Raw genomic sequence first — 20,724 nt, 5'->3', positions numbered from 1 at the left:
GCGTATGACGGCCGCCCACGCGCGCCGCGTTATGGCTCGATCACCTGTTCGATCCGGCGATCCGGGATCAGCCAGACGGCGGCGACCAGTGCGTACAGCGCAAGCGAGAACGCCGGCACGACGAACGCCAGCCCGATGGCCAGCGCGTAGGCTACGACCGACAGCTTGCCCTTGACGTCTCGCCCAACGGCGGCGGCGAGCTTCACATTTCCCCCGGTGCCATGCACACCAAGCAGCGCGCGCGTGAGCAGGTAATACGCCACGGCCGCCATGAACAGCACCATGCCATAGAGCGCCGTCGGCCAGGCGGTGAAATGGTTATCCCCGAGCCAGCGCGTGACGAACGGGATCAGCGACAGCCAGAAGAGCAGGTGAAGGTTGGCCCAGAGCACGCCGCCCGAGACTCGCTGGACGACATGGAAAAGATGATGATGGTTGTTCCAGTACAGGCCGACGTAGATGTAGCTAAGGATATAGGTGAGGAACGTGGGAGCGACCGGCAGGAGATCGGCCAGCTCGCTTCCGTGCGGGGCTTTCATCTCCAGCACCATGATCGTGATGATGATGGCGATCACGCCGTCGCTGAAGGCTTCGAGTCGGTTTTTACCCATGGTGTTGTTGTTGTTGTCAGTCGCTCAGGAGGGTCACATCACGGCCACGCGATTGCGGCCGGACTGCTTGGCGGCGTAGAGCGCCCGGTCGGCGCGTTGCAGCAGGCTGCCGAATTCGGCGTCGTCGGGGGTGAGGCTGCCGATGCCGATGCTTGCAGAAAAGCGGATCGGCCCGGTGAGGCCCTTGGATCCGCTGGCGCCGGGCATGCTGGCGCCGCCGATCGCGATAAGCAGGCGTTCGGCGGCCTGCACGGCGCGTTGTGCGTCGGCCTCGGGCAACAGCACGGCGAATTCCTCGCCGCCCAGACGACCGATCACCGTGCCCTTGCGCAGCGTGGCGCGCATGATCAGTGTCAACTCCACGATGACGCGATCGCCAACGGCATGACCCCAAGTGTCGTTGATCCGCTTGAAATGGTCGATGTCGAGCATCAGGACGGATAAACGACGCTGCTGAGCGCGGGCCGCGGAAAACTGGCGTTCGGCCTGCACCAGGAAGGCGCGGCGATTGAGTGCGCCGGTCAGGCCGTCGCGCATGGCCATGTCGCCCAGCACACGATTGACGCGGCGCAGCTCGAGGGCGTCGACGACGAGTGCGGACAGATCCGCGAGCAGGGTGCGCTTTTCGGCGTCGAGCGTGCGGGGGCGGCGGTCCATCACGCACAGGGTACCCAACCGATGCCCTTCGGGCGTGCGCAGTGGCGCGCCTGCATAGAAACGAATGTTCGGGGCGCCCGTCACCAGTGGGTTGTCGGCGAAGCGTGGGTCGGCGCGGGCGTCGGACACGACCAGGACGTCGTCCTCGAGAATGGCATGCGCGCAGAAGGCCATCGAGCGCGGGGTCTGCGCGGTGTCGATGCCCTGACGTGCCTTGAACCACTGGCGGGTTTCGTCGATCAGCGAGACCAGGGAGATTGGCACGTCGATCACATGGGACGCGAGATGCACGATGCGCTCGAACGCGGGCTCGGGTGGCGTATCGAGAATTTCGTAACGGCGCAGCGCCGCGAGACGTTCAGTCTCGTCGAGGCGCGCGTCGGAGGTCGGGTCATGCTTCGGCGGGGACGCGGGCGCATGCAGGGCGTGGAAGTCGGCTCCGGAGGCGGTCATGTCGCGACGGGGAGGCGTCAATGGCGACGCTCGATCGATAATGTCTGGAACGGCGTCAATTCTGCCGCGCTCGTCGCCGGTTGGCAAATGCGGGGGCGTTGAGCCGGTTGTCGTGTTCGTGCCGTTCGTGTGCCAGAGGGCGCGGGCGGCCTGCGCGACGTCATGGGCGATGTCGTCGGGGCTGTCGTGCGGGGTGTCGACGTCATGAGATGCAGGCAGCGGGTGGCTCATGATTTGACTTCGAACGCTTCGCCGGTTTCGAAGAAGTTGCCGTCGGCAATGACGGTGGGGCCGTGATTGAGCAGGCGATACGCTTTGGAGAGTTCGACGGGCAGGCGTTCGGTCATGGCGGGCACTCGGCAGGCGTAACTTGATGACGGGCATGATGGCAAGCGGCCCATGATAGCGCGGCTGGCGACATGCCGATGGCATCCGTGACGAAAGCACAGGTCGTGAAAAAGGCGACCCGCAGGGTGAGCTGCGGGTCGCATAAACGGCACGGTGCGGGGAACGCGTGCCGGATCAGATCTGCGCGCAGTATCGCACCCGTTCGTCCCAGTCCGGTCCCCATACCTTGCGTGCGCGCCAGGCCTATACTGGCACGGCGCAACACGTCGAACACAACGCTTGCCGCCACGGGAGGATCTGGCATGAGCTGAGTGAAATCGCACACCACGGGGCAGGCCGATTGGCTGACGCCCGACGGCGCTGATGCGGCCACCGCCACCGACACCACCGATGCCCCGGCAAGCATCGCGACGGCCGGCCGGAATGTGTATGTCGGCACGGCGTCGTGGACCGATAAGTCGCTGATCGCCTGCAAGCGTTTCTATCCGCCTGGGCATACGTCGGCCGAAGCGCGGCTTCGCTACTATGCGAGCCAGTTTCCGATGGTCGAGGTCGACAGCAGCTACTACGCCATGCCGTCGGCGTCCAACGCGCAGCTTTGGGCCGAGCGCACGCCGTGCGCATTCGTCTTCAATATCAAGGCATTCCGTTTGCTCACCGGCCACCAGACGCCTCGCATTGCGCTGCCGAAGGACTTGCAGGCCGAGCTACCGCCGGGGCCGCACGCGAACGTCTATTACAAGGACATTCCCGACGCCCTCAGGGACGAGATCTGGCGGCGCTATCTCGACGCGCTCGCACCTTTGCGGCAGGCGGGGAAGCTGGGGCTGGTGCACTTTCAATTCCCGCCGTGGCTGACGGGAGATCGGGCAAGCCGCGCGCACATCGAGGCGTGTGCGCAGCGAATGCAGGGCTATGGCGTGGCGGCGGAGTTCCGTCATCGCGGCTGGTTCGACGGGGCGCACGGCGAGGCGACGCTGGCGTGGCTGCGCGAGTTGGGCTGGGTCAACACGATCGTTGACGAGCCGCAGGGCTTCGCGAACAGCATTCCGATGGTCTGGGCGACGACCACGCCGCTCGCGGCCGTCGTGCGCCTGCACGGGCGCAATCAGGCGACGTGGAATGTGCGTGAGCGTATCGCCGCGTCGGATCGCTTCAACTACGACTATCGCGACGCGGAGTTGGCGGCGCTGGTCGATCCGATTCGCGTCATCGCCAAGGAAGTCGCCCGCGTGTATGTGGTGTTCAACAACAATTACGAGGATCAGGGGCAGCGCAATGCGAGGTCGTTGATGCAGTGCCTTGGCGGTAACGCCGTTCATTCGTGAGGGAACCGCCAATACGGCGGCGCCGTTGGCTGGGCGAGCCAACGCCGACGGTCGGTGAGCGACGTTGCCACGCCGGCGGCGGCGCGACTTCCAATAAAATAGGGCACCACCGTCGAAAATGAGGCGCGACACCCATGAGCACGTACCTGATCAAAAGCGAAGCGATTGCCGAGATGGATGGCGTCAGGAAAACGCATTTCCGGAACGCCAACGCAAAACGTACCAACAAATCGCTGGGTGACGCGACTGGGCTCACCGGGTTCGGATTTCACATCATTGAAGTTGAGCCGGGGCAAGAGACGACGGAGTATCACGTCCATCATCACGAAGATGAGTGCATTTTTGTATTGAGCGGAACGGCGACCGCTGTGATCGGGGACGACGAATTTGTCATCCGGCCGGGGGATTTCATCGGTTACCGGAAAGGCGGTTTGGCGCATTCGATCAGGAATACCGGTTCCGAGGTCTTGCGTTGCATTGTCGTCGGAGAGCGACTGCCCCACGATGTTTGCGACTACCCCCGTCAAAACAAGCGGATGTTCCGCAATTCGGGCATCGGGATGCCTTCGAATCTCGTGGATATTTCAGCGATTGAAGTGGTTGGCGGCAGCGTCGGCAAGAAATAACGCCGTCCAGGGTCGCCACGCGTTGGAAAAACGTGCTCGGACAAGCGCCGAGCACGCTCGCCGACCAACGCGCTACACGATACTCTGCAACGCCTTGGAGAACCTGGCCACCGCGCCGTCGACATCATGCAATTTGTCCAGGCCGAATAATCCGATGCGGAAGGTCTTGAAGTCGTCGGGCTCGTCGCATCGAAGCGGAACGCCGGGGGCGATCTGCAAGCCGGCATCGGCAAATTTCTTGCCGGATCGTATGCCGTCGTCGTCCGTGTAGCTGACCACGACGCCCGGTGCCTGGAAACCTTCGGCCGCCACGCTCTTGAAGCCTTGAGCCGTCAGGAGCGAGCGAATGCGCGCGCCAAGTTCAAGCTGTTCCGCTTTCACTTTGTCGAAGCCGTAGGCCTCGGTCTCTTTCATGACATCACGCAGTGTCGCGAGACTGTCCGTGGGCATCGTGGCGTGATACGCGAACCCACCGTTCTCATAAGCTTCCATGATCTGCAGCCATTGCCGCAGATCGCAGGCGAAGCTGGTGCTCGTGGTGGCGTCAATACGTTCTCGGGCGAGCGGGCTGAGCATGACCATGGCGCAGCACGGCGGCGCGCTCCACCCCTTTTGCGGTGCGCTGATCAGCACATCGACACCACACGCCTGCATGTCGACCCAGACCGTGCCGGACGCGATGCAATCCAGCACGAGCATGCCACCGACGGCATGAACCGCGTCGGACACCGCGCGCAAATAGGCATCGGGCAGCATCATGCCGGAGGCGGTTTCGACATGCGGCGCGAAGACCAGATCCGGCTTGTGTTCCCGGATCGCCGCCACGACCTCGTCGATCGGGGCCGGCGCGTAGGCTGCCTGCCTTCCGGGTTCGACGGGGCGCGCCTTCATGACCGTCGATTCGAACGGAATGCCGCCTGCGTCGAATATCTGCGACCAGCGGAAGCTGAACCATCCATTGCGAATGGTCAGGCACTTCCGGTTCGTCGCGAACTGGCGCGCAACGGCTTCCATGCCAAACGTCCCGCTTCCCGGGACAATGATCGCCGACTTCGCGTTGTAGACTTTTTTCAGCGTGTCGGAAATATCGCGCATGATGCCTTGAAAGCGCCGCGACATGTGATTGATGGATCGGTCGGTGTACACGACCGAATATTCGAGGAGCCCCTCGCGGTCGACATCGGGAAGTAGTCCTGGCACGTCCGCCTCCAACAATAGACGAGTATGAAAATCAAGAACAGCGGCTGGCGAAGGCCGCCTGCGGAAAAAGCGAGAAACCGATGGGTAGGCTGTCTGCCGTATCAAATCACAAATGCGACTCGCCCGGGGAACCGTTTCCCCCATTATCTTCGCACGCGACCGGTGGAACCGTGCGCCAGCGCCGGACGCGATGAAGTAACATTTGCCGTAATTCGACGGCGGTAGCCCGGCGCTTGTCCGGACTGATCCACGCCGCTCCCGCCTGGCGCTGGACTGGAGACACGCCCATGACGACCGACCGACGCATCACGTTCTATCACGCCCCCAATACGCGCGCCTCAGGCGTATTGGTGCTGCTCGACGAACTGCAGGCCGAGCATGATCTTCATCTGCTGCGTTTCGCCACCGGCGAGCAACGCGGCTCGGAATATCTGGACGTCAATCCGATGGGCAAGGTGCCGGCCATCCGTCATGGCGATACGATCGTCACCGAGCAGGCAGCGGTCTACATGTATCTCGCTGAACTGTATCCGGAGAAAAGGCTTGCGCCGATGCCGGGCGATCCGCGTCGTGGTGCCTATCTGCGCTGGATGGTGTTCTACGGCTCGTGTGTGGAGCCGGCCGTGGTCGACAAGTCGCTGGGGCGCGATGGCGCAGAGCGCTCGCGCTCGCCGTATGGTGACTACGATTCCGTCATGTGGACGCTTGAGCGGCACCTGGCGCATGACGCCGGTCCGTGGTGGCTGGGTGAGTCGTTCACCGCGGCCGATGCCCTGTGGGGCAACGCGATGCACTTCCTCACCCAGTTCAAGCTCGTACCGGCGAGCGCAGCCGTGACGGCCTACGTGGAACGCTTCCGCGCCCGCGACTCGTTCGTGCGGGCGCAGCAGCGCGACGCCGAGCTGGCGAGGCAACTCGCTGCCTAGTTGCCGGCCGATCGGACGGTCGGCCCATCAGCCCACCACGCCGTCAGTCAGGCAACACGTCGATGCGCGGCTCGCAGTCGATGGGGAAGTTGACCGAGTTGGCGATGTAACACCTGGCGTGCGCCCGGTGGTGCAGCTCGGCCGCCAGCGCGGCGTCGCTGCCCGCGCGGATCGTCACATGCGGACGCAGCACGATGCGCGTGAAGCGGCCTTCTTGCGCGGTGTCGATCATCGTGCCGAGGGCATGGTCGGTGTATCGCTCGACGATCACGCCCGCTTCGGCGCACAGATGCAGGTACCAGAGCTTGTGGCACGCGCTCGCGGACGCGACCAGCAGGTCTTCGGGATTCCAGCGCGCGGCGTCGCCACGAAAGGCGGGGTCGGCGGAGCCGGGGAGCGTCGGCTTGCCATCGGCGCGAATGTCGTGATTGCGTCCGTACTCGCGATAGCCCGACGTGCCGCTGCCCTGATTGCCAATCCATTCGACGTCGATCCGGTACTGGTGTTCGCCTGATGCCATGAAATGTCTCCTTGTTAGGCCGGCGTGCGTCACGCCAGCGGCTCGGTCGTCAGCGCCCGCGTGAGGCCGTGCATCGGCCGGCGCATGGCGACGTCGAACGGATTGGTCTGCGGGCCGATCAGCTCGGCTTGACGCCGCAGCAATTCCACCACCGTCGGCAGGCGATCCTGCGACAGACGCGCGGCCAGCGTGCCCACGCTCAGGGCGGCCACCGCGTGCCCCGTGCGATCGAACACCGGCACGGCGACCCCGGCCATGCCGTCGAGTACGCCGCTGTTGCTGCCCGCGTAACCCAATTGACGCACGCGCTCGATCTCGGTGCGCAAATAGACCTCGTCGAGCACGCCATACCCGCGTAGACGCGGCACGTTAAAACGAATGATCTCCTCGCGCTCGGCGTCCGGCAGGAAGGCGAGAATCGCGAGGCTCCCCTGGCCGACGCCCAGCGCCACACGCCCGCCGATGTCGCCGGTAAACGACCGGATCGGGAAGGGCCCTTCGCACATGTCGAGGCACACGGCGTCGAAACTGCTGCGCACCAGCAGGAAGATGGTGTCGCCGAGGCTTGCGCACAGCCGCAGCAACGACGGACGGCACAGCGTGCGCATGCCGCTCGGGTTGCCGGCCTGGGCAGCCATCGCGAAGAAGTCGATGCTCAGCCGGTAGAGCTTGGACGTCTCGTCCTGTTCTACCACTTGCTCGGCGATGAGCGCATGCAGAATCCGGTGCACCGTCGCCTGACTGAGGCCGACGGCCTTGGCGATGTGGGTCACGCGCTCGCCCTCGGGCTTGGCGTCGCCCAACGCGCGGATGACGGCAAAGGTACGTTGGAGAATACCCGCGCCCGCCGCTTCCTGTGTCGGCGACGTCAACGTACGGGGTGAATCGATGGTGTTCATCAGTGTCTCGAATATTCCGTCAAACGAAATACTAGCCTAAGCCGATACTGCTTGAAAACTGTCGCGATCGACCAAGGATCGCGAAAACAATCAATATTCACGGGTTGTTAGGGATTATCCCGAGGCGGTGACGCGAAATAAATTCGTGTGTTCATTCACTAAATATTCCATCAAACAAAATATTATGAATATTTATCTCATTTCACGGAATCGTTGTCTTGCGGCAGGCAATTTGGCTCGCTACTGTTCGATGCAATTGCATTTCTTGCGGCGCATACGTGCCCAAAGGTCGTAACCATGTCTTTTCTGACGTTGACGGATGTTTCCAAGACGTTCGGCGAGCTGAATGCCGTCTCGAACGTCAATCTCTCGGTGGAGAAGGGCGAGTTCGTCTCGCTGCTCGGCCCGTCGGGCTGCGGCAAGACCACCACATTGCAGATGATCGCGGGCTTTGTCGAAACGACGTCCGGGCGGATTACGCTCGACGGACGCGATATCACGCACATGCGTCCGAACAAGCGGGGGCTGGGCATCGTGTTCCAGAGCTACGCGCTGTTCCCGCACATGACGGTGGCCGATAACGTCGGCTTCGGCCTGGAGATGCGCGGCATCGACAAGGCCGAGCGCCAGGCGCGCATCCGCGAAGTGCTTGCCCTCGTGCGCCTCGACGCGCTCGGTCATCGCTTTCCGCGCGAACTCTCCGGCGGTCAGCGTCAACGCGTGGCGATCGCTCGCGCGGTCGTGATTGCCCCGCCCGTGCTCCTGCTCGACGAACCGATGTCCAACCTCGACGCCAAGCTGCGCGAAGACATGCAGTTCGAGTTGCGCGCCATCCAGCGCAAAATCGGCACGACCACGATCATGGTCACGCACGATCAATCCGAAGCGCTGTCGATCAGCGATCGCGTCGTGGTGATGGAGGCCGGGCGCATCACCCAGGTCGATACGCCGTACCGCGCCTACGAGCGTCCGCAAACGCCGTTCGTCTCGCAATTCATCGGCAAGGCCAACATGCTGGCCGGCCGTGTGGCAGCGCGCGATGACGAGCATCTACATGTCGAGCTAAGCCCGCAACTGACCCAGCGCGCGCGGCTGTCCGATCTCTCGCCGCGCGAGCGCGGCATGGCGGTGGGCGATGCAGTCACACTGTGCCTGCGTCCCGAAAAGGTTCGTCTGTGCGCGCCGGCCGACGGCCGGATGTCGGCCACGGTGACGAGCCGCTTCTTCCTCGGCAGCCAATGGCTGTACCGCGTGGACAGTCCGCTGGGCGAAGTGCTCGTGTGCTGCCAGAACGAAGGGGGCGAGCCACTCAGCGAAGGCGCCCCGGTCGGTCTCGACTGGCAGGCCGAGGCCGTGCGCCTCATCACGCCGAACGCGGGAGAGCACGCCCATGGCTGAGACATTGCAAGCGGCCGGCCCCGAAACCGCGCCCGCGACCCGTGCCCCCTGGCACGCGTATCTGCCGATGTGGTTGATGAGCGCTCCGGCCATGCTGCTGTTCGTGGCGCTGGTGCTCATTCCGCTGCTCATGACGCTCGCGCTCACCTTCTACCAGTTCGATCCGTCGAGCGGTCCGATCGCGGCGTTCCAGTTCCATAACTACGCCGAGGTGCTGTTCGACGCGTACTTCCATACGATCTTCCTGCGCACGTTCGGCATCTCGCTCACCGTCACGGCGGTGTGCGCCGTGGTGGGCACGTTCGAAGCGTATGTGCTCTCGCGCATGGGCGACCCGTGGCGCTCGCTCTTCTTGCTGGTGATTCTCTCGCCGCTGCTTGTGTCGATCGTGGTGCGGGCTTTTGGCTGGAGCATGCTGCTCAGCTCCGGCGGCTTGATCAATCAGACGTTTGCCGCGCTCGGCATGGGCCCGTACAAGCTGGAGTACACCAACTTCGCGATCATCGTCGCGCTCGTGCACGTGATGCTGCCGTTCATGGTGATTCCCGTGTGGACGTCGCTCCAGCGGCTCGATCCGCAAACGGAGAACGCCGCGCTGTCGCTGATGGCGTCGCCGGCCACGACGCTGCGCCGCATTGTGCTGCCGCAACTGGTGCCGGGCATTCTGTCGGGCAGCTTGATGGTGTTCGGCCTGTCGGCGAGCGCGTTCGCGATTCCGAGCCTGCTGGGCGGACGCCGCCTCAAGGTCGCCGCGACCGCCGTGTACGACCAGTTCCTGAGTTCGTTGAACTGGCCGCTAGGCGCGACCATCGCCGTGCTGCTGCTCGCGGCGAACCTGATCGTGATGTTGACGTACTACCGACTGCTCGATCGCCGCTACTCGCGCAGCATGGGCTAAGGCCAGGACGCGTCTCCCGCAGAACAGAACCCACTCGTCATCATGCGTAAAAACAGTCCCCTGGCGCTCGCGTTCCATACGCTCGTCATCCTCTTCGTCCTCGCACCGATGATCATCGTCGTGCTGGTCGCGTTCACGCCCGAGCAAACGCTCTCGCTGCCCACGCGCGGCGTGTCGCTGCGCTGGTTCCGCGCGATTCTCGACTACCCCGACTTCATCGCGTCGTTCTTCACGAGCCTGAAGCTGGCGTTCCTGTCGGCGACGCTCTCGCTCGCGATCGCCTTGCCCGCCGCCCTGGCCATCGGCCGCACGCGCTTTCCGGGGCGTAACTTCCTCAACGGTTTGCTGCTCTCGCCGCTGGTGATCCCGGGCCTCGTGCTCGGCATCGCGCTGCTGCGCTTTTTCGCCATGCTCGGTGTGAGCGGGTCGTTCGCGGCGCTCACGCTCGCGCACATGATCGTCGTGACGCCGTTCATCATGCGCCTCGTGCTGGCGGCGATCAGCGGCCTCGACCGTAGTGTCGAGCATGCGGCGGCGTCGCTCGGCGCGGGCGCATGGACCACTTTCCGCCGCGTGACCATGCCGATGATCCTGCCGGGCATTACCGGCGGCTGGCTGCTCGCGTTCATCAACAGTTTCGACGAACTGACGATGTCGGTTTTCATCACGTCGCCGCAGACGGTCACGCTGCCCGTGCGCATGTATATGTACGCGACCGAATCGATCGACCCGATGATGGCGTCCGTCTCGGCGCTGGTCATTGCCGTGACGCTGGGCGCGATGCTGCTGCTCGACCGTGTCTACGGCCTGAACCGCATCCTGATCGGCCAGCATTGAACGCGCGCCCGAGGACGAATTCCATGTCTCATGCTTCCCATGCTTTGCGCGACTCGCAAGATGCCGGCGCGCCGGGCCATCCGCAACTGGTGCGTCTGGTCGAGACGGCGCGAGCGCTCGTCACCTTTTATCTCGACGGCCAGCCGGTGCAGGCGCTCGCGGGCGACACCCTGCTCACGGCCATCCTCACGCACCAGCGGCATGTGCGTATCAGCGAATTCAGCGGCACGCCGCGCGCGGGCTTCTGCCTGATCGGTGCATGCCAGGACTGCTGGGTGCGCTGCGAGGCAGCGTCCGGCGCCGCGGGCGACGCACAACTCGTGCGTCTGCGCGCCTGCTCGACGCCGGTGCAGGCCGGTATGCGAATTCTCACGCGCGCGGCCGATGCCGGCGCCGCGCACGGAGGCTCCCATGCCTGAGCGCGTGCAGATCGTGATCGTCGGGGCCGGTCCTGCGGGCATTCGCGCCGCGCAGACACTGGTCGCTGCGGGCCAGCGTCCGGTCGTGCTCGACGAAAACATGCGCTGGGGCGGGCAGATCTATCGTCAGCCGCCGGCCGGCGCAGGCTTCACGCGGTCCAAGCAAGCCCTGTATGGCTTCGAAGCGGCCAAGGCCGATGCGATCCACCGCACGATGGCCGCACTGTTGCCGCAGGTCGATTACCGGCCGGAGACGCTTGTGTGGGCCTGTGATCCGGGGCGTCTGCATACGATGCACGACGGCCGTGAAATGCCGGTGCCGTTCACGCATCTGATCATTGCCAGCGGCGCGACCGATCGCGTCCTGCCGCTACCGGGCTGGACACTGCCGGGCGTGTACACGCTGGGCGGCGCGCAGGTGGCGCTCAAGGCGCAGGGGTGTGCGATTGGCGAACAAGTGGTGTTCGCAGGCACTGGGCCGTTGCTGTATCTCGTGGCGTACCAGTATGCGAAAGCGGGCGCAAACGTGGCCGCCGTGCTCGACACGAGCACGTTCGCGCGTCAGGCGAAGGCCGCGCCGCGTCTGCTGAATCAGCCGGCCACGCTCGCCAAGGGGCTCTATTACGTGGGTTGGCTGCGCGCACATGGGGTGCGAGTCGAGCAGGGCGTGACGCTCGACGGCATCGATGGCAGCGTGGGGGTACGCGCGATTCGCTGGCACCGCGGCGGCCGCGAACACACGCTCGCCTGCAGCGCGGTGGGGCTGGGCTTCGGTCTGCGTCCCGAGACGCAACTGGCCGATCTGGCCGGGTGCCGATTCGTCTTCGATGTCCTCAATCGTTGCTGGTTGCCTGAGCGCGACGCGGCCGGCCGCAGCTCGCAATCCGGTATTTATCTGGCGGGGGACGGCGCGGGCATCGCCGGCGCGGACGCGGCGGAACTTGCCGGCCGTCGTGCGGCGCTCGCCTTGCTCGACGATCTCGGCATCGCCGCAACGTCGATGCCTGACGCGCCCGACGTCAACGTCATCGAACGCAAGCTCGCGCGCATCGAACGCTTTCGCGTGGGGATCGAGCAGGCGTTTGCGTTGCCCGACAATCCGTCGGCGCGCTGGCCGGACGACATGCTCGTATGCCGATGCGAGGAGGTCGACGCGCGCACGCTGCGTGACTGCGTGCGCGATGACGGCGTGACCGAAATCAACCGGCTCAAGGCGCTTACGCGTGTTGGCATGGGGCGCTGCCAGGGCCGCATGTGCGGCGAGGCGGCTTGCCATCTGCTGGCGCAGGCGCGCGGGCAGACGCTTGCGCAAGTCGGGCGTCTGCGGGCGCAGGCGCCGATCAAACCGATTCCGATTGCGCCGATGCTGTTCGACGAGAACGTCGCGGCCATTCCCGAGGAGGCGCGCGATGAGTGAGACCCTGCACTACGACGTCGTCGTTGCCGGCGGCGGGCTGGTCGGCGCGTCGGCGGCGCGCGCGCTGGCCGAACGTGGCTTGCGCGTGGCGTTGTTCGAGCGGCGTTATTGCGGCGCGCAGGCCAGCGGCGTGAACTACGGTGGCGTGCGCTGCCAGGGGCGCCCGGAAGAACAACTGCCACTTGCCATGCGCGCGCGCAAGCTCTGGGATCGCTTGCCCGAGTTGATCGGGATCGACGGCGAATTCGTGCGCTCGGGACACCTGCGCCTCGCCCGTCGCGAGAGTGATCTCGAACCGCTCGACGTCTGGTCGGCGATGGCCAGCCGTTATGGACTCGCGACGACCGTGCTGCGCGGGGCGGCGTTTCGCGAGCGCTTCCCGTGGCTGGGTGACGGCGCCGTCGGCGGTTCGCTGTGCCTGAGCGACGGTCACGCGAACCCCCGTCTGGTGTCGCCCGCGTTTGCGCGCGCCGCCCGCGCGCTGGGCGCTGACGTGCGCGAGCGCACGCCGATCAGCTCGGTGGCGCACGATGGCGTGCGCTTCCAGCTCACGGCCCAGCCGGCTGACGGCGAGCCGTTGCACGTGAGCGCCGACTGGCTGCTCAATACCTCGGGCGCGTGGGCGAATCACATCGCGGGCACGTTCGGCGAGCGCGTCCCGATGCATGCCATCTATCCGAACATGTGGGTCACCGAGCCGCTGCCGAAGTTCATCGGCCATAACCTGGGCGTATATGGCGGCGGCGTGTATGCGCGGCAGGTCGAGCGCGGCAACTGCGTGATCGGCGGCGGACGCGGCACCGGCGACGGCGAGTACGCCCAGCCGTCGGCCGATACCACGCGCGCCGTCATGCGCGAGGCCTGTGCGTTGCTGCCGGCGTTGCGCCACGCGTTGCTCATTCGCACCTGGAGCGGCGTGGAGGGCGAGACGCCCGACAGCAATCCGATCATCGGCATGAGCCGCACGACACCGCGTCTGGCGCACGCCTTCGGCTTTTCGGGCGGCGGCTTCCTGCTGGCGCCCGGCGTTGGCGAAGTGCTGGCGGATCTGGTCACACACGGCGAGACGGCGACACCGATCGAGGCATTCGCCGTCGACCGGTTCGCGCCCGCCACCGCCGAGGCGTGATCGGCCAATGATTCCCGTACGTCCCGAGTTCGTCACAGCACTACCTTCCTCACACCCAGGAAACACAAGGAGAACCACGATGAAGCTATCCCGAAAGGTCGTCATGTGCGCTGCGGCGCTGGCAATGGGCGCGAGCAGCGCGGCCTGGTCGCAGTCCAAAACGCTCTACATCGGCATGAATGGCGGTTCGATGGAAAAGGCCTACACGACCCAGGTCTTCCCCGAATTCGAGAAGGCCAACAATGTGAAGGTCGTGGTGGTGCCGGGGACGTCGTCCGACGTGCTGGCCAAGCTGCTCGCGAATCGAAACAGCCCGCAGTTGCACGTGGTGTTCCTGGACGATGGCGTGATGGCCCGCGCGATCAGCATGGGGGTGTGCCAGAAGCTTGACGATTCGCCCGCGCTCAAGGCGTTGTATCCGTTCGCGCGCGTGAAGGGCGACATGAGCGCCGGTGTGCAACTGGGCATGACGGGTATCGGCTACAACACCAAGATCTTCAAGGACAAGGGCTGGGCGCCGCCGACGTCGTGGAGCGATTTCGCCGATCCGAAGTACAAGGGCAAGGTTGTCTTCCAGTCGGCGTCGAGCAGCACGTTCGGTTTGCATGGCTTCCTGGCGCTGAACCGCATCTGGGGCGGTAGCGAGACCAACGTCGAGCCGGGCTTCAGCAAGTGGGCCACCACCGTGGGGCCGAACGTCGTCGAGTACATCCCGAACTCGGCCAAGCTCTCGGAAATGATCCAGACCGGCGAAGCGGCGATCTTCCCGCTGACCCCGACGGCCGTGAGCGAGCTGCAAGAGAAGGGCATTCCGGTGGCGTATGTGGCGCCCAAGGAAGGCGCCGTGCAGTTGCTGGTCGACCTGTGTGTCGTGAAGAACAGCCCGGACAACGCCATGGCGCAGAAGCTCGCGCAGTTCCTGCTCTCGGCCAAGGGGCAGACGCTTGCCGCCGCGGCGGGCGCGTATATCCCGACGAATCCGAATGCCACCGTGCCGCCGTCGATGCAGAAGCGCCTGGGCAAGATTGACGAGCTGGTCAAGAACATCAAGACCGTGGATTGGGATGCCATCAACCAGCGTCGCGCGCAGTGGGATCAGCGCTGGAATCGTCAGATCGAGCAATAATCTCGATATCGCATGCCCCTTGCGCCTATTCATCACGCGCGGGGAAGACGAGACACGCCGGGGGCCTCAGGGCCCCCGGCGTTTTGCGGCTCTCGGGTACCGGGTGGGTTACATTGGGCGTCTGGGCAGCGTCAACGCACATTAGAATAGCGCATGTGCGAAGCCTGAGACTCATGCGTCATGCCGATCAAATATCTACGTGGATTCACCCAGCCGGTGCGCACGGATGCTGCGAACCGGCGCCTGGGCTACTCGCTCGCCTTCGTGGCGGGGGGCGCCAACGCCGGCGGTTTTCTGGCCGTCGGGCAGTACACGTCGCACATGTCCGGCATTGTCGCCTCGCTCTCCGACAATCTGGCGCTCGGGCAACTCATGCTCGTGCTGGCCGGGTTCAGCGCCTTGCTGGCGTTCCTGCTCGGCGCCGCGACTTCGGCCGTCCTCATCAATTGGGGGCGGCGCCATCGCACCCATAGCGAATACGCCGCACCGCTGATGCTCGAAGCCCTGCTGCTGCTGGCGTTTGGCGTGATGGGGGCCAATCTCGAAGGTCGACGAATGTTGTATGTGCCGGGCACCGTCGGCTTGCTGTGCTATGTGATGGGGCTGCAGAACGCCATCATCACGAAGATCTCCCGCGCCGAGATTCGCACGACGCACGTCACCGGACTGGTGACGGACATCGGTATCGAGCTGGGCAAGTTGGGCTACTGGAATCGGCCCGGCGTGGCGGGCGATCTGCCGCCCGTGATGGGAGACCGTCAGAAGCTGCGATTGCTGAGCACGTTGCTGGGCATGTTCTTCCTGGGCGGGTTGGCGGGCGCATTGGGCTTCAAGCACCTGGGCTTCGTCGCAACGGTTCCGCTCGCGGGGGTGCTCATCGTGCTGGCCATCGTGCCGTTGCTGGACGACATCGCACGAAGCCCCCGCTGATGCCTGCGCGGCCGTCCCGCCAGGCGATTCGGCGCTCAGTCGGCCAAGGCGGGAATGGCGCCTTCCTGGAAAAGCACGCGCGGCGCGTCCATGGTGCCGTCCTCCTCGTCGACCAGCACTTCGTAGGCGGCGATGCCGGCAAACCCGGACGACATCGATTGCGCGATGCGCACCGCGCCGAACTCGGTGCTCGCCTGGCGCAGCTCGCCGGGCTGCAAGACGCCGTTCTTGTTCTTGCGATAGGGCACGACGATGAACTTGATGGATTTGGCGTCGCTCATGGTGTCACTCACGATGAAGTTGCGTGATCGGGACTGTAGCACGAGTACTGTATAAAAATACAGTGAATTTGAGCGCTATCTCGAAAGCGTTCCGTGCCCCCGGATCCGCGAGCGGGGCGACGGCTTCCCCACGACCCATCAGGCTTGGCGGGGCCGTCGGGTCCAAACAACATCCCGTAATGCCTACATAACTACTAAATGGTCGTATCTTCGCGCGCGTCTTGATAGCCTGCGGGTCGAATCGCGAGTTGCGACCAAAATGATGACAAGCATTGAGAGCGTTGAATGAATGCAGGCAATCTGATTTCGGCAAACCGGCTGCAAGACGGACTGGTCGTTTGGCTGGACAAGCAACACAACTGGGTGGACGACCTGACGCAGGCGCATGTGTTCGACGCGCAGGAACTCGAGCCGGCGCAAGCGGCCGCGCGCAGCGCACTCGCGGCCAATCTGATCGTCGATCCCATGCCGCGCCCGGCGCAAATGAGCGACGCCGGACCGGTCCCGGAAGATTTTCGCGAGCAACTGCGCTCGCGCGGGCCGTCGGTGCGCGAAGACCTGGGCAAGCAGGCCGAGCCGGGCGGCGAACCGTGGGCGCTGGCGCATGTGCCGGCATTGACCGTAGCCCCGGAGCATGCGGGCATTTATCGGTATGACCCGTCGGAGCGCGAGTTCCTCAAGGATCGCGCCAACGAGTTCGGTCAGAAAGTGGCGCGCCGTCTGTCCGGCGAACTCAGCGAAGACGACTTCAAGGTCTATCGCCTGATGAACGGTCTGTACCTGCAACTGCACGGCTACATGTTGCGCGTTGCCATTCCGTACGGGACGTTGAGCGCGATCCAGATGCGCCAGCTCGCCTACGTGGCGACCCGCTACGACAAGGGCTACGGCCACTTCACCACGCGCCAGAATCTTCAGTTCAACTGGCCGACGCTGTCGGACTCGCCCGAGATCCTGTCGGCGCTGGCCGACGTGGACCTGCATGCCATCCAGACGAGCGGCAACTGCATTCGTAACGTCACGACCGACCAGTTCGCGGGCGCCGCGAAGGATGAAGTCATCGATCCGCGCGTGTATGCGGAGATCCTGCGTCAATGGTCGACCGACCATCCCGAATTCACCTACCTGCCGCGCAAGTTCAAGATCGCGATCACGGGGGGGCAGACGGACCGTGCCGCCGTGCGCTTTCACGACATCGGCATTCTGGCGCGCATCAACGAGCGCGGCGAAGTGGGGTTCCAGATTTACGCAGGCGGTGGCCTGGGACGCACGCCGATCGTCGGCACGCTGGTGCGCGAGTGGCTGCCCGAAGCGGATCTGCTGCGCTTCGTCGAGGCGATTCTGCGCGTGTACAACGCGCTGGGTCGACGTGACAACATCTATAAGGCGCGCATCAAGATCCTCATCAAGGAGATGCAGCCCGCGAAGTTCATCGAGATGATCGAGGAAGAGTTCGCGCGCATTGCGCTCACACATCGTCCGCTGGGCGATGCCGTCGTCGAGGGGATTCGCGAGCGTTTCATCGTGCCCGAGTTCGAGACGCTGCCGGGCGAATCCACGGCGTTCGCGCAGTCCTACGCGAGCGATGTCGATTTCCGCCGCTGGGTTGATACCTGCACGCACGCGCACAAGGTGCCCGGCTATATCAGTGCGGTCGTCTCGCTCAAGCCGGCCGGTGGCATTCCGGGTGACGCCAGCGCGCAGGAGATGCTGCTGCTGGCCGATCTGGCGGAGCAATATTCGTTCAACGAACTGCGTGTCACGCACGAACAGAACCTGGTGCTGCCGCACGTCAAGCGCGACGAACTGCATGCGCTCTGGTCGCGCCTGAAGGCGGCGGGTCTGGCGACGGCCAACATCGGCCTGATTTCGGATGCGATCGCTTGCCCGGGCCTGGATTATTGCGCGCTCGCGAATGCACGTTCGGTGCCGGTGGCGCAACGCATTGCGCTGCGGTTCACGGAAGAACAGCAACGCGAGATCGGGCCGGTGACGCTGAACGTGTCCGGTTGCATCAACGCTTGCGCGCATCACCACGTCGCGCATATCGGCATTCTGGGTGTCGACAAGGCGGGCAAGGAAAACTATCAGATCACGCTGGGCGGCTCAGCCGACGAAAACGCGGCCGTTGGCAAGATTCTCGGCCCGGGGGTGACCTATGAGGCCGTGCCGCAAGTGATCGAGAACATTCTCGGACGTTATCTCTCGCTGCGAAACGAGGGCGAGCGCTTTATCGATACGCTCGGACGCGTTGGGGCAGAAGAATTCAAGGGAGCTTTGAATGTTGATTGATCGAAACGGACTGCCTGTGGCGGACGTCTGGACGTATCTCGGTACCGACGATTCGGCCACGCCTGCGCAACCGCGCAGCAAGGACGTATTGCCGCTCGAGGCCTGGCTGGCGGCCAATGCGCAGGGCGTGGCGCCGGCGGGTCTGCGGGTGCAGGGGCATGACGATGCGTCACATATTGCGCCGCTGTTGCCGCAACTCGATCTCATCGTGATCGAATTCCCGAAGACCCGCGACGGGCGGGGTTTTACGCTGGCGAAGCTCTTGCGGGACAAGTGGCATTTCGAAGGGGCGATTCGCGCGGCGGGTCCGTTGCTGCCGGATCAACTGGCGATGTTGTGGGCGTGCGGGTTCGACAGCCTGCTCTCGCCGTTGGACGTACCCACGGCACGCTGGCATGAAGCCGCCCAGGCGGCGGCGGGTCGCGCATCGCGTCCCCGGACACTGCTCGAACGCCTGTCGGCCTGACCGCCTGATGAGGGGCACGCCCTGAAGACCCTGCGGCCGGAACGGTCCGGCTGCGGTGGGCGCTGACGGATATGCGCGGTCGAACCCCTCGAAAATTCTTCTCTGTGTAGGACTCCTACGGAGCACGTCAGATATCGGACGTGGTCGACCGTCCGCGCGCGCCACGCCATCATCCGGCCAAAACGAAAAAACCCGCACAGCCAATGACTGTGCGGGTTTAATTCTGGTCGGGGCGAGAGGATTTGAACCTCCGACCACCTGCACCCCATATAGAAAGCTATTCTTTTAAGATCAATGGCTTATGGTGTTTTGTCTAACTTGCTGATTAAAATATAAGCACGCATTTATGCGGGTTTGAGCCGCATCAAAATGCCAAGTTAGACAGTAAAAATGCCTCAACTAGCTCGCTTGAGAGGGACCGGCGACACTCGTTCGACGGCCCGCGACTTTGTGTAATGGGCGGTCATTTCGGCGGTCGTGTGTCCGCCGAGTGCCTGGGCGGCGTCCGCGCCTTCGAGCCGCTTCATGTCGGTCAGAGCCTTAGCACGCAGGTCATGGAAGTGCAGGTCACGCAAAAATTGTGCGTCAGGTTCCACGCCGGACTTGTTGCACGCTTCCTCGTATTTCTCCCGCGCACGTTGGCACGCACGCTTCCATGCCGACTGAGCACCGCTATAGGCGAAACGGTTCCCGGTTTGCGTACAGATTACGGGGCCGATCGCCTTTACCTTGCCGCCTTTTGCGCTGTCGATCGTAGCGCGTAGATCCGGCGTCATCTCGATCAGCATACGCACGCCACTTGAATTTACCGTCTTGGCGGGCTTGAAGAAAATGCCTTCGTCACTGACATCCTGCCAGTTCAACGCCAGTAGGTCGCTGATCCGCTGTGCAGTCTGGTAGGCCAGGTCGATCAGGCAGACGATCGTGTTTCCCGACTCGGTGACTCGGCCGTCTCGGCCGGTCATGGCTGCCGCGCGGATGGCGTAGAACTCGGCGTCGCTGATATATCGGTCGCGCTTGCGCTCGATGGCGCCCTGAACCTCACTCGCAGGGTTGCTGTCGCGGAGCCCTTTGCGCACAGCGTGGGCGAACAGGAGGGAGAAGAGGGCGCGATATTTGTTGCTGGTGTTCGGCTTTGCCTCGAAGTGCTTGTCGAGGAAGCGCGCGATATGTGTCGGCTTGACGTCAGTCACCAGCCACTCACCGTCGAATTCGCTGCGTATGAACGTTGCCATCCGACGATAGTCTTCCCGCGTCGACAGAGCGTATTTGCCGAGCTTCTTGAGCAGCCAGTCGTCGATCAGCGACGGCATCGTATCCAACTCCTTGTCGTCGGACTCGCGTGTGAACTTCGCGAGTTCGGCATAGAGCGTCGTCAGGCCGTCGGTGACACGGCAAAGCTTGAACCATTTGCGGCGAGTGTCAACGAACCACCATGAGCCGTGCTTTTCGTACACGCGTGCAGGCAAGGGAGAGGCGTTCTTGCGTCGTCCGATCATGGTCAGGCAGCCTTCCGGTCAGATTTCAGTTTTGGCTCGTGGCGCTGGGGTGATGCTTTGGGCATGCTGATGCCAGTGATGTGGTGGCGCCAGACGCGCACGCTGCCATCAGGCCGTCGGTCGGCTGTGATTCCAGCGCGTTTCAATGCGGAGAGTTGCTTGGCGGGCTGCTTGTACCCGGTTGCCTCGACAATCTCGCTTTCGGTAAGGGTCAACGATTCCATGTTACTCCCCCAGTTCACTCTTCCGGCCGCTCGCACCAATCACAGTCCCATTTCGGTGTGATCCCGTGCGGGCAGGTACTATGTTCGTCGTCATACTCGGCTTCTTGCTCGTTCCAATCGTCGCCGGCTTCATCCATCCCTCAACTCCCAATCTCTCGCGGTAACCCGCAGAATCTCTTTCAGTGCTTCGGCCGTGGCCGGGTGGGTGGTCATGCTTCGAAAATCCTTGCTCTTCGGTAT

General features: G+C 64.0%; 21 protein-coding genes. 13 read left to right on the top strand and 8 right to left on the bottom strand.

Annotated features, from left to right (window positions below):
- Window positions 1-29 precede the first annotated feature (29 nt).
- The gene (locus PTE31013_RS10215; protein WP_150612719.1) at window positions 30-611 is read right to left on the bottom strand and encodes a TMEM175 family protein; all 582 of its coding nucleotides are present in this window, start codon (window positions 609-611) and stop codon (window positions 30-32) included.
- A 33-nt stretch (window positions 612-644) separates the two neighbouring features.
- Complete coding sequence (locus PTE31013_RS10210) at window positions 645-2,105, bottom strand: GGDEF domain-containing protein (protein ID WP_217426224.1); 1,461 nt, start codon at window positions 2,103-2,105, stop codon at window positions 645-647.
- Window positions 2,106-2,473: 368 nt separating this feature from the next.
- On the opposite strand from PTE31013_RS10210, the gene PTE31013_RS10205 reads away from it, so the two are divergent.
- Both PTE31013_RS10205 and PTE31013_RS10200 read left to right on the top strand, forming a co-directional pair.
- A complete protein-coding gene (locus PTE31013_RS10205) occupies window positions 2,474-3,397 on the top strand; it encodes a DUF72 domain-containing protein (RefSeq protein ID WP_150613020.1) in 924 nt (307 codons plus the stop codon).
- A 134-nt stretch (window positions 3,398-3,531) separates the two neighbouring features.
- The gene (locus PTE31013_RS10200) at window positions 3,532-4,023 is read left to right on the top strand and encodes a cupin domain-containing protein (RefSeq protein WP_150612718.1); all 492 of its coding nucleotides are present in this window, start codon (window positions 3,532-3,534) and stop codon (window positions 4,021-4,023) included.
- Window positions 4,024-4,095: 72 nt separating this feature from the next.
- Here PTE31013_RS10200 and PTE31013_RS10195 read toward each other — a convergent pair whose 3' ends face one another.
- Window positions 4,096-5,223, bottom strand: a complete 1,128-nt coding sequence (locus tag PTE31013_RS10195; RefSeq protein ID WP_150613019.1) for an aminotransferase class V-fold PLP-dependent enzyme — start codon at window positions 5,221-5,223, stop codon at window positions 4,096-4,098.
- Between the two features lie 287 nt (window positions 5,224-5,510).
- Between PTE31013_RS10195 and PTE31013_RS10190 the strand changes: the two genes are divergently transcribed.
- Complete coding sequence (locus PTE31013_RS10190) at window positions 5,511-6,149, top strand: glutathione S-transferase family protein (protein WP_150612717.1); 639 nt, start codon at window positions 5,511-5,513, stop codon at window positions 6,147-6,149.
- 43 nt (window positions 6,150-6,192) lie between these two features.
- Here the strand turns inward: PTE31013_RS10190 and PTE31013_RS10185 are convergent, their stop codons facing one another.
- Together PTE31013_RS10185 and PTE31013_RS10180 are read right to left on the bottom strand one after the other, a co-directional pair.
- The gene (locus tag PTE31013_RS10185) at window positions 6,193-6,669 is read right to left on the bottom strand and encodes an OsmC family protein (protein ID WP_150612716.1); all 477 of its coding nucleotides are present in this window, start codon (window positions 6,667-6,669) and stop codon (window positions 6,193-6,195) included.
- 29 nt (window positions 6,670-6,698) lie between these two features.
- On the bottom strand, window positions 6,699-7,568 hold the full coding sequence (locus tag PTE31013_RS10180; RefSeq protein WP_150612715.1) for an IclR family transcriptional regulator: 870 nt from the start codon (window positions 7,566-7,568) through the stop codon (window positions 6,699-6,701).
- A 297-nt stretch (window positions 7,569-7,865) separates the two neighbouring features.
- Between PTE31013_RS10180 and PTE31013_RS10175 the strand changes: the two genes are divergently transcribed.
- The 8 genes from PTE31013_RS10175 to PTE31013_RS10140 all read left to right on the top strand — a co-directional run bounded on the left by PTE31013_RS10175 (window position 7,866) and on the right by PTE31013_RS10140 (window position 15,722).
- A complete protein-coding gene (locus tag PTE31013_RS10175) occupies window positions 7,866-8,966 on the top strand; it encodes an ABC transporter ATP-binding protein (protein WP_150612714.1) in 1,101 nt (366 codons plus the stop codon).
- On the top strand, window positions 8,959-9,864 hold the full coding sequence (locus tag PTE31013_RS10170) for an ABC transporter permease (RefSeq protein WP_150612713.1): 906 nt from the start codon (window positions 8,959-8,961) through the stop codon (window positions 9,862-9,864). The genes PTE31013_RS10175 and PTE31013_RS10170 overlap by 8 nt, the downstream gene beginning before the upstream one ends.
- A 42-nt stretch (window positions 9,865-9,906) precedes the next feature.
- Window positions 9,907-10,701, top strand: coding sequence for an ABC transporter permease (locus PTE31013_RS10165; RefSeq protein ID WP_150612712.1), 795 nt, complete (start codon window positions 9,907-9,909; stop codon window positions 10,699-10,701).
- 23 nt (window positions 10,702-10,724) lie between these two features.
- Window positions 10,725-11,120 (top strand): (2Fe-2S)-binding protein, encoded by a 396-nt coding sequence (locus tag PTE31013_RS10160; protein ID WP_150612711.1) that lies wholly within the window; start codon window positions 10,725-10,727, stop codon window positions 11,118-11,120.
- A complete protein-coding gene (locus PTE31013_RS10155; protein WP_150612710.1) occupies window positions 11,113-12,537 on the top strand; it encodes an FAD/NAD(P)-dependent oxidoreductase in 1,425 nt (474 codons plus the stop codon). Before PTE31013_RS10160 ends, PTE31013_RS10155 begins: the two co-directional genes overlap by 8 nt.
- Entirely contained in the window at window positions 12,530-13,666 is a 1,137-nt protein-coding gene (locus PTE31013_RS10150) for an NAD(P)/FAD-dependent oxidoreductase (protein WP_150612709.1), read from the top strand. Before PTE31013_RS10155 ends, PTE31013_RS10150 begins: the two co-directional genes overlap by 8 nt.
- A 79-nt stretch (window positions 13,667-13,745) precedes the next feature.
- Window positions 13,746-14,792, top strand: a complete 1,047-nt coding sequence (locus PTE31013_RS10145) for an ABC transporter substrate-binding protein (protein WP_150612708.1) — start codon at window positions 13,746-13,748, stop codon at window positions 14,790-14,792.
- 180 nt (window positions 14,793-14,972) lie between these two features.
- The gene (locus tag PTE31013_RS10140) at window positions 14,973-15,722 is read left to right on the top strand and encodes a YoaK family protein (protein WP_150612707.1); all 750 of its coding nucleotides are present in this window, start codon (window positions 14,973-14,975) and stop codon (window positions 15,720-15,722) included.
- Window positions 15,723-15,757: 35 nt separating this feature from the next.
- Here PTE31013_RS10140 and PTE31013_RS10135 read toward each other — a convergent pair whose 3' ends face one another.
- Window positions 15,758-16,003, bottom strand: a complete 246-nt coding sequence (locus tag PTE31013_RS10135; protein ID WP_150612706.1) for a hypothetical protein — start codon at window positions 16,001-16,003, stop codon at window positions 15,758-15,760.
- A 285-nt stretch (window positions 16,004-16,288) separates the two neighbouring features.
- On the opposite strand from PTE31013_RS10135, the gene PTE31013_RS10130 reads away from it, so the two are divergent.
- Window positions 16,289-18,295 (top strand): DUF2849 domain-containing protein, encoded by a 2,007-nt coding sequence (locus PTE31013_RS10130; protein WP_150612705.1) that lies wholly within the window; start codon window positions 16,289-16,291, stop codon window positions 18,293-18,295.
- A complete protein-coding gene (locus PTE31013_RS10125; RefSeq protein ID WP_150612704.1) occupies window positions 18,285-18,761 on the top strand; it encodes a DUF934 domain-containing protein in 477 nt (158 codons plus the stop codon). Before PTE31013_RS10130 ends, PTE31013_RS10125 begins: the two co-directional genes overlap by 11 nt.
- 395 nt (window positions 18,762-19,156) lie before the next feature.
- Here the strand turns inward: PTE31013_RS10125 and PTE31013_RS10120 are convergent, their stop codons facing one another.
- Window positions 19,157-20,260, bottom strand: coding sequence for a tyrosine-type recombinase/integrase (locus PTE31013_RS10120; RefSeq protein WP_150612703.1), 1,104 nt, complete (start codon window positions 20,258-20,260; stop codon window positions 19,157-19,159).
- A gap of 2 nt (window positions 20,261-20,262) precedes the next feature.
- Window positions 20,263-20,484 carry a DUF4224 domain-containing protein gene (locus PTE31013_RS10115; RefSeq protein WP_150612702.1) on the bottom strand — a complete coding sequence of 74 codons (222 nt, stop codon included), beginning with the start codon at window positions 20,482-20,484 and terminating at the stop codon, window positions 20,263-20,265.
- Window positions 20,485-20,724: the final 240 nt, after the last annotated feature.

Source organism: Pandoraea terrigena (assembly GCF_902459705.1).
In the GTDB taxonomy this organism is placed as follows: domain Bacteria; phylum Pseudomonadota; class Gammaproteobacteria; order Burkholderiales; family Burkholderiaceae; genus Pandoraea; species Pandoraea terrigena.
The sequence above is the reverse complement of the archived record's forward strand: the minus strand, read 5'-3'. Positions and strand labels throughout refer to the sequence as shown.

Coding starts and splice junctions, on each gene's coding strand:
- PTE31013_RS10130 (WP_150612705.1), top strand. CDS start 16,289: ATGAATGCAGGCAATCTGATTTCGGCAAACCGGCTGCAAGACGGACTG.
- PTE31013_RS10165 (WP_150612712.1), top strand. CDS start 9,907: ATGCGTAAAAACAGTCCCCTGGCGCTCGCGTTCCATACGCTCGTCATC.
- PTE31013_RS10180 (WP_150612715.1), bottom strand. CDS start 7,568: ATGAACACCATCGATTCACCCCGTACGTTGACGTCGCCGACACAGGAA.
- PTE31013_RS10160 (WP_150612711.1), top strand. CDS start 10,725: ATGTCTCATGCTTCCCATGCTTTGCGCGACTCGCAAGATGCCGGCGCG.
- PTE31013_RS10190 (WP_150612717.1), top strand. CDS start 5,511: ATGACGACCGACCGACGCATCACGTTCTATCACGCCCCCAATACGCGC.
- PTE31013_RS10185 (WP_150612716.1), bottom strand. CDS start 6,669: ATGGCATCAGGCGAACACCAGTACCGGATCGACGTCGAATGGATTGGC.
- PTE31013_RS10170 (WP_150612713.1), top strand. CDS start 8,959: ATGGCTGAGACATTGCAAGCGGCCGGCCCCGAAACCGCGCCCGCGACC.
- PTE31013_RS10135 (WP_150612706.1), bottom strand. CDS start 16,003: ATGAGCGACGCCAAATCCATCAAGTTCATCGTCGTGCCCTATCGCAAG.
- PTE31013_RS10145 (WP_150612708.1), top strand. CDS start 13,746: ATGAAGCTATCCCGAAAGGTCGTCATGTGCGCTGCGGCGCTGGCAATG.
- PTE31013_RS10200 (WP_150612718.1), top strand. CDS start 3,532: ATGAGCACGTACCTGATCAAAAGCGAAGCGATTGCCGAGATGGATGGC.
- PTE31013_RS10125 (WP_150612704.1), top strand. CDS start 18,285: ATGTTGATTGATCGAAACGGACTGCCTGTGGCGGACGTCTGGACGTAT.
- PTE31013_RS10155 (WP_150612710.1), top strand. CDS start 11,113: ATGCCTGAGCGCGTGCAGATCGTGATCGTCGGGGCCGGTCCTGCGGGC.
- PTE31013_RS10120 (WP_150612703.1), bottom strand. CDS start 20,260: ATGATCGGACGACGCAAGAACGCCTCTCCCTTGCCTGCACGCGTGTAC.
- PTE31013_RS10215 (WP_150612719.1), bottom strand. CDS start 611: ATGGGTAAAAACCGACTCGAAGCCTTCAGCGACGGCGTGATCGCCATC.
- PTE31013_RS10210 (WP_217426224.1), bottom strand. CDS start 2,105: ATGCCCGTCATCAAGTTACGCCTGCCGAGTGCCCGCCATGACCGAACG.
- PTE31013_RS10175 (WP_150612714.1), top strand. CDS start 7,866: ATGTCTTTTCTGACGTTGACGGATGTTTCCAAGACGTTCGGCGAGCTG.
- PTE31013_RS10150 (WP_150612709.1), top strand. CDS start 12,530: ATGAGTGAGACCCTGCACTACGACGTCGTCGTTGCCGGCGGCGGGCTG.
- PTE31013_RS10140 (WP_150612707.1), top strand. CDS start 14,973: ATGCCGATCAAATATCTACGTGGATTCACCCAGCCGGTGCGCACGGAT.
- PTE31013_RS10115 (WP_150612702.1), bottom strand. CDS start 20,484: ATGGAATCGTTGACCCTTACCGAAAGCGAGATTGTCGAGGCAACCGGG.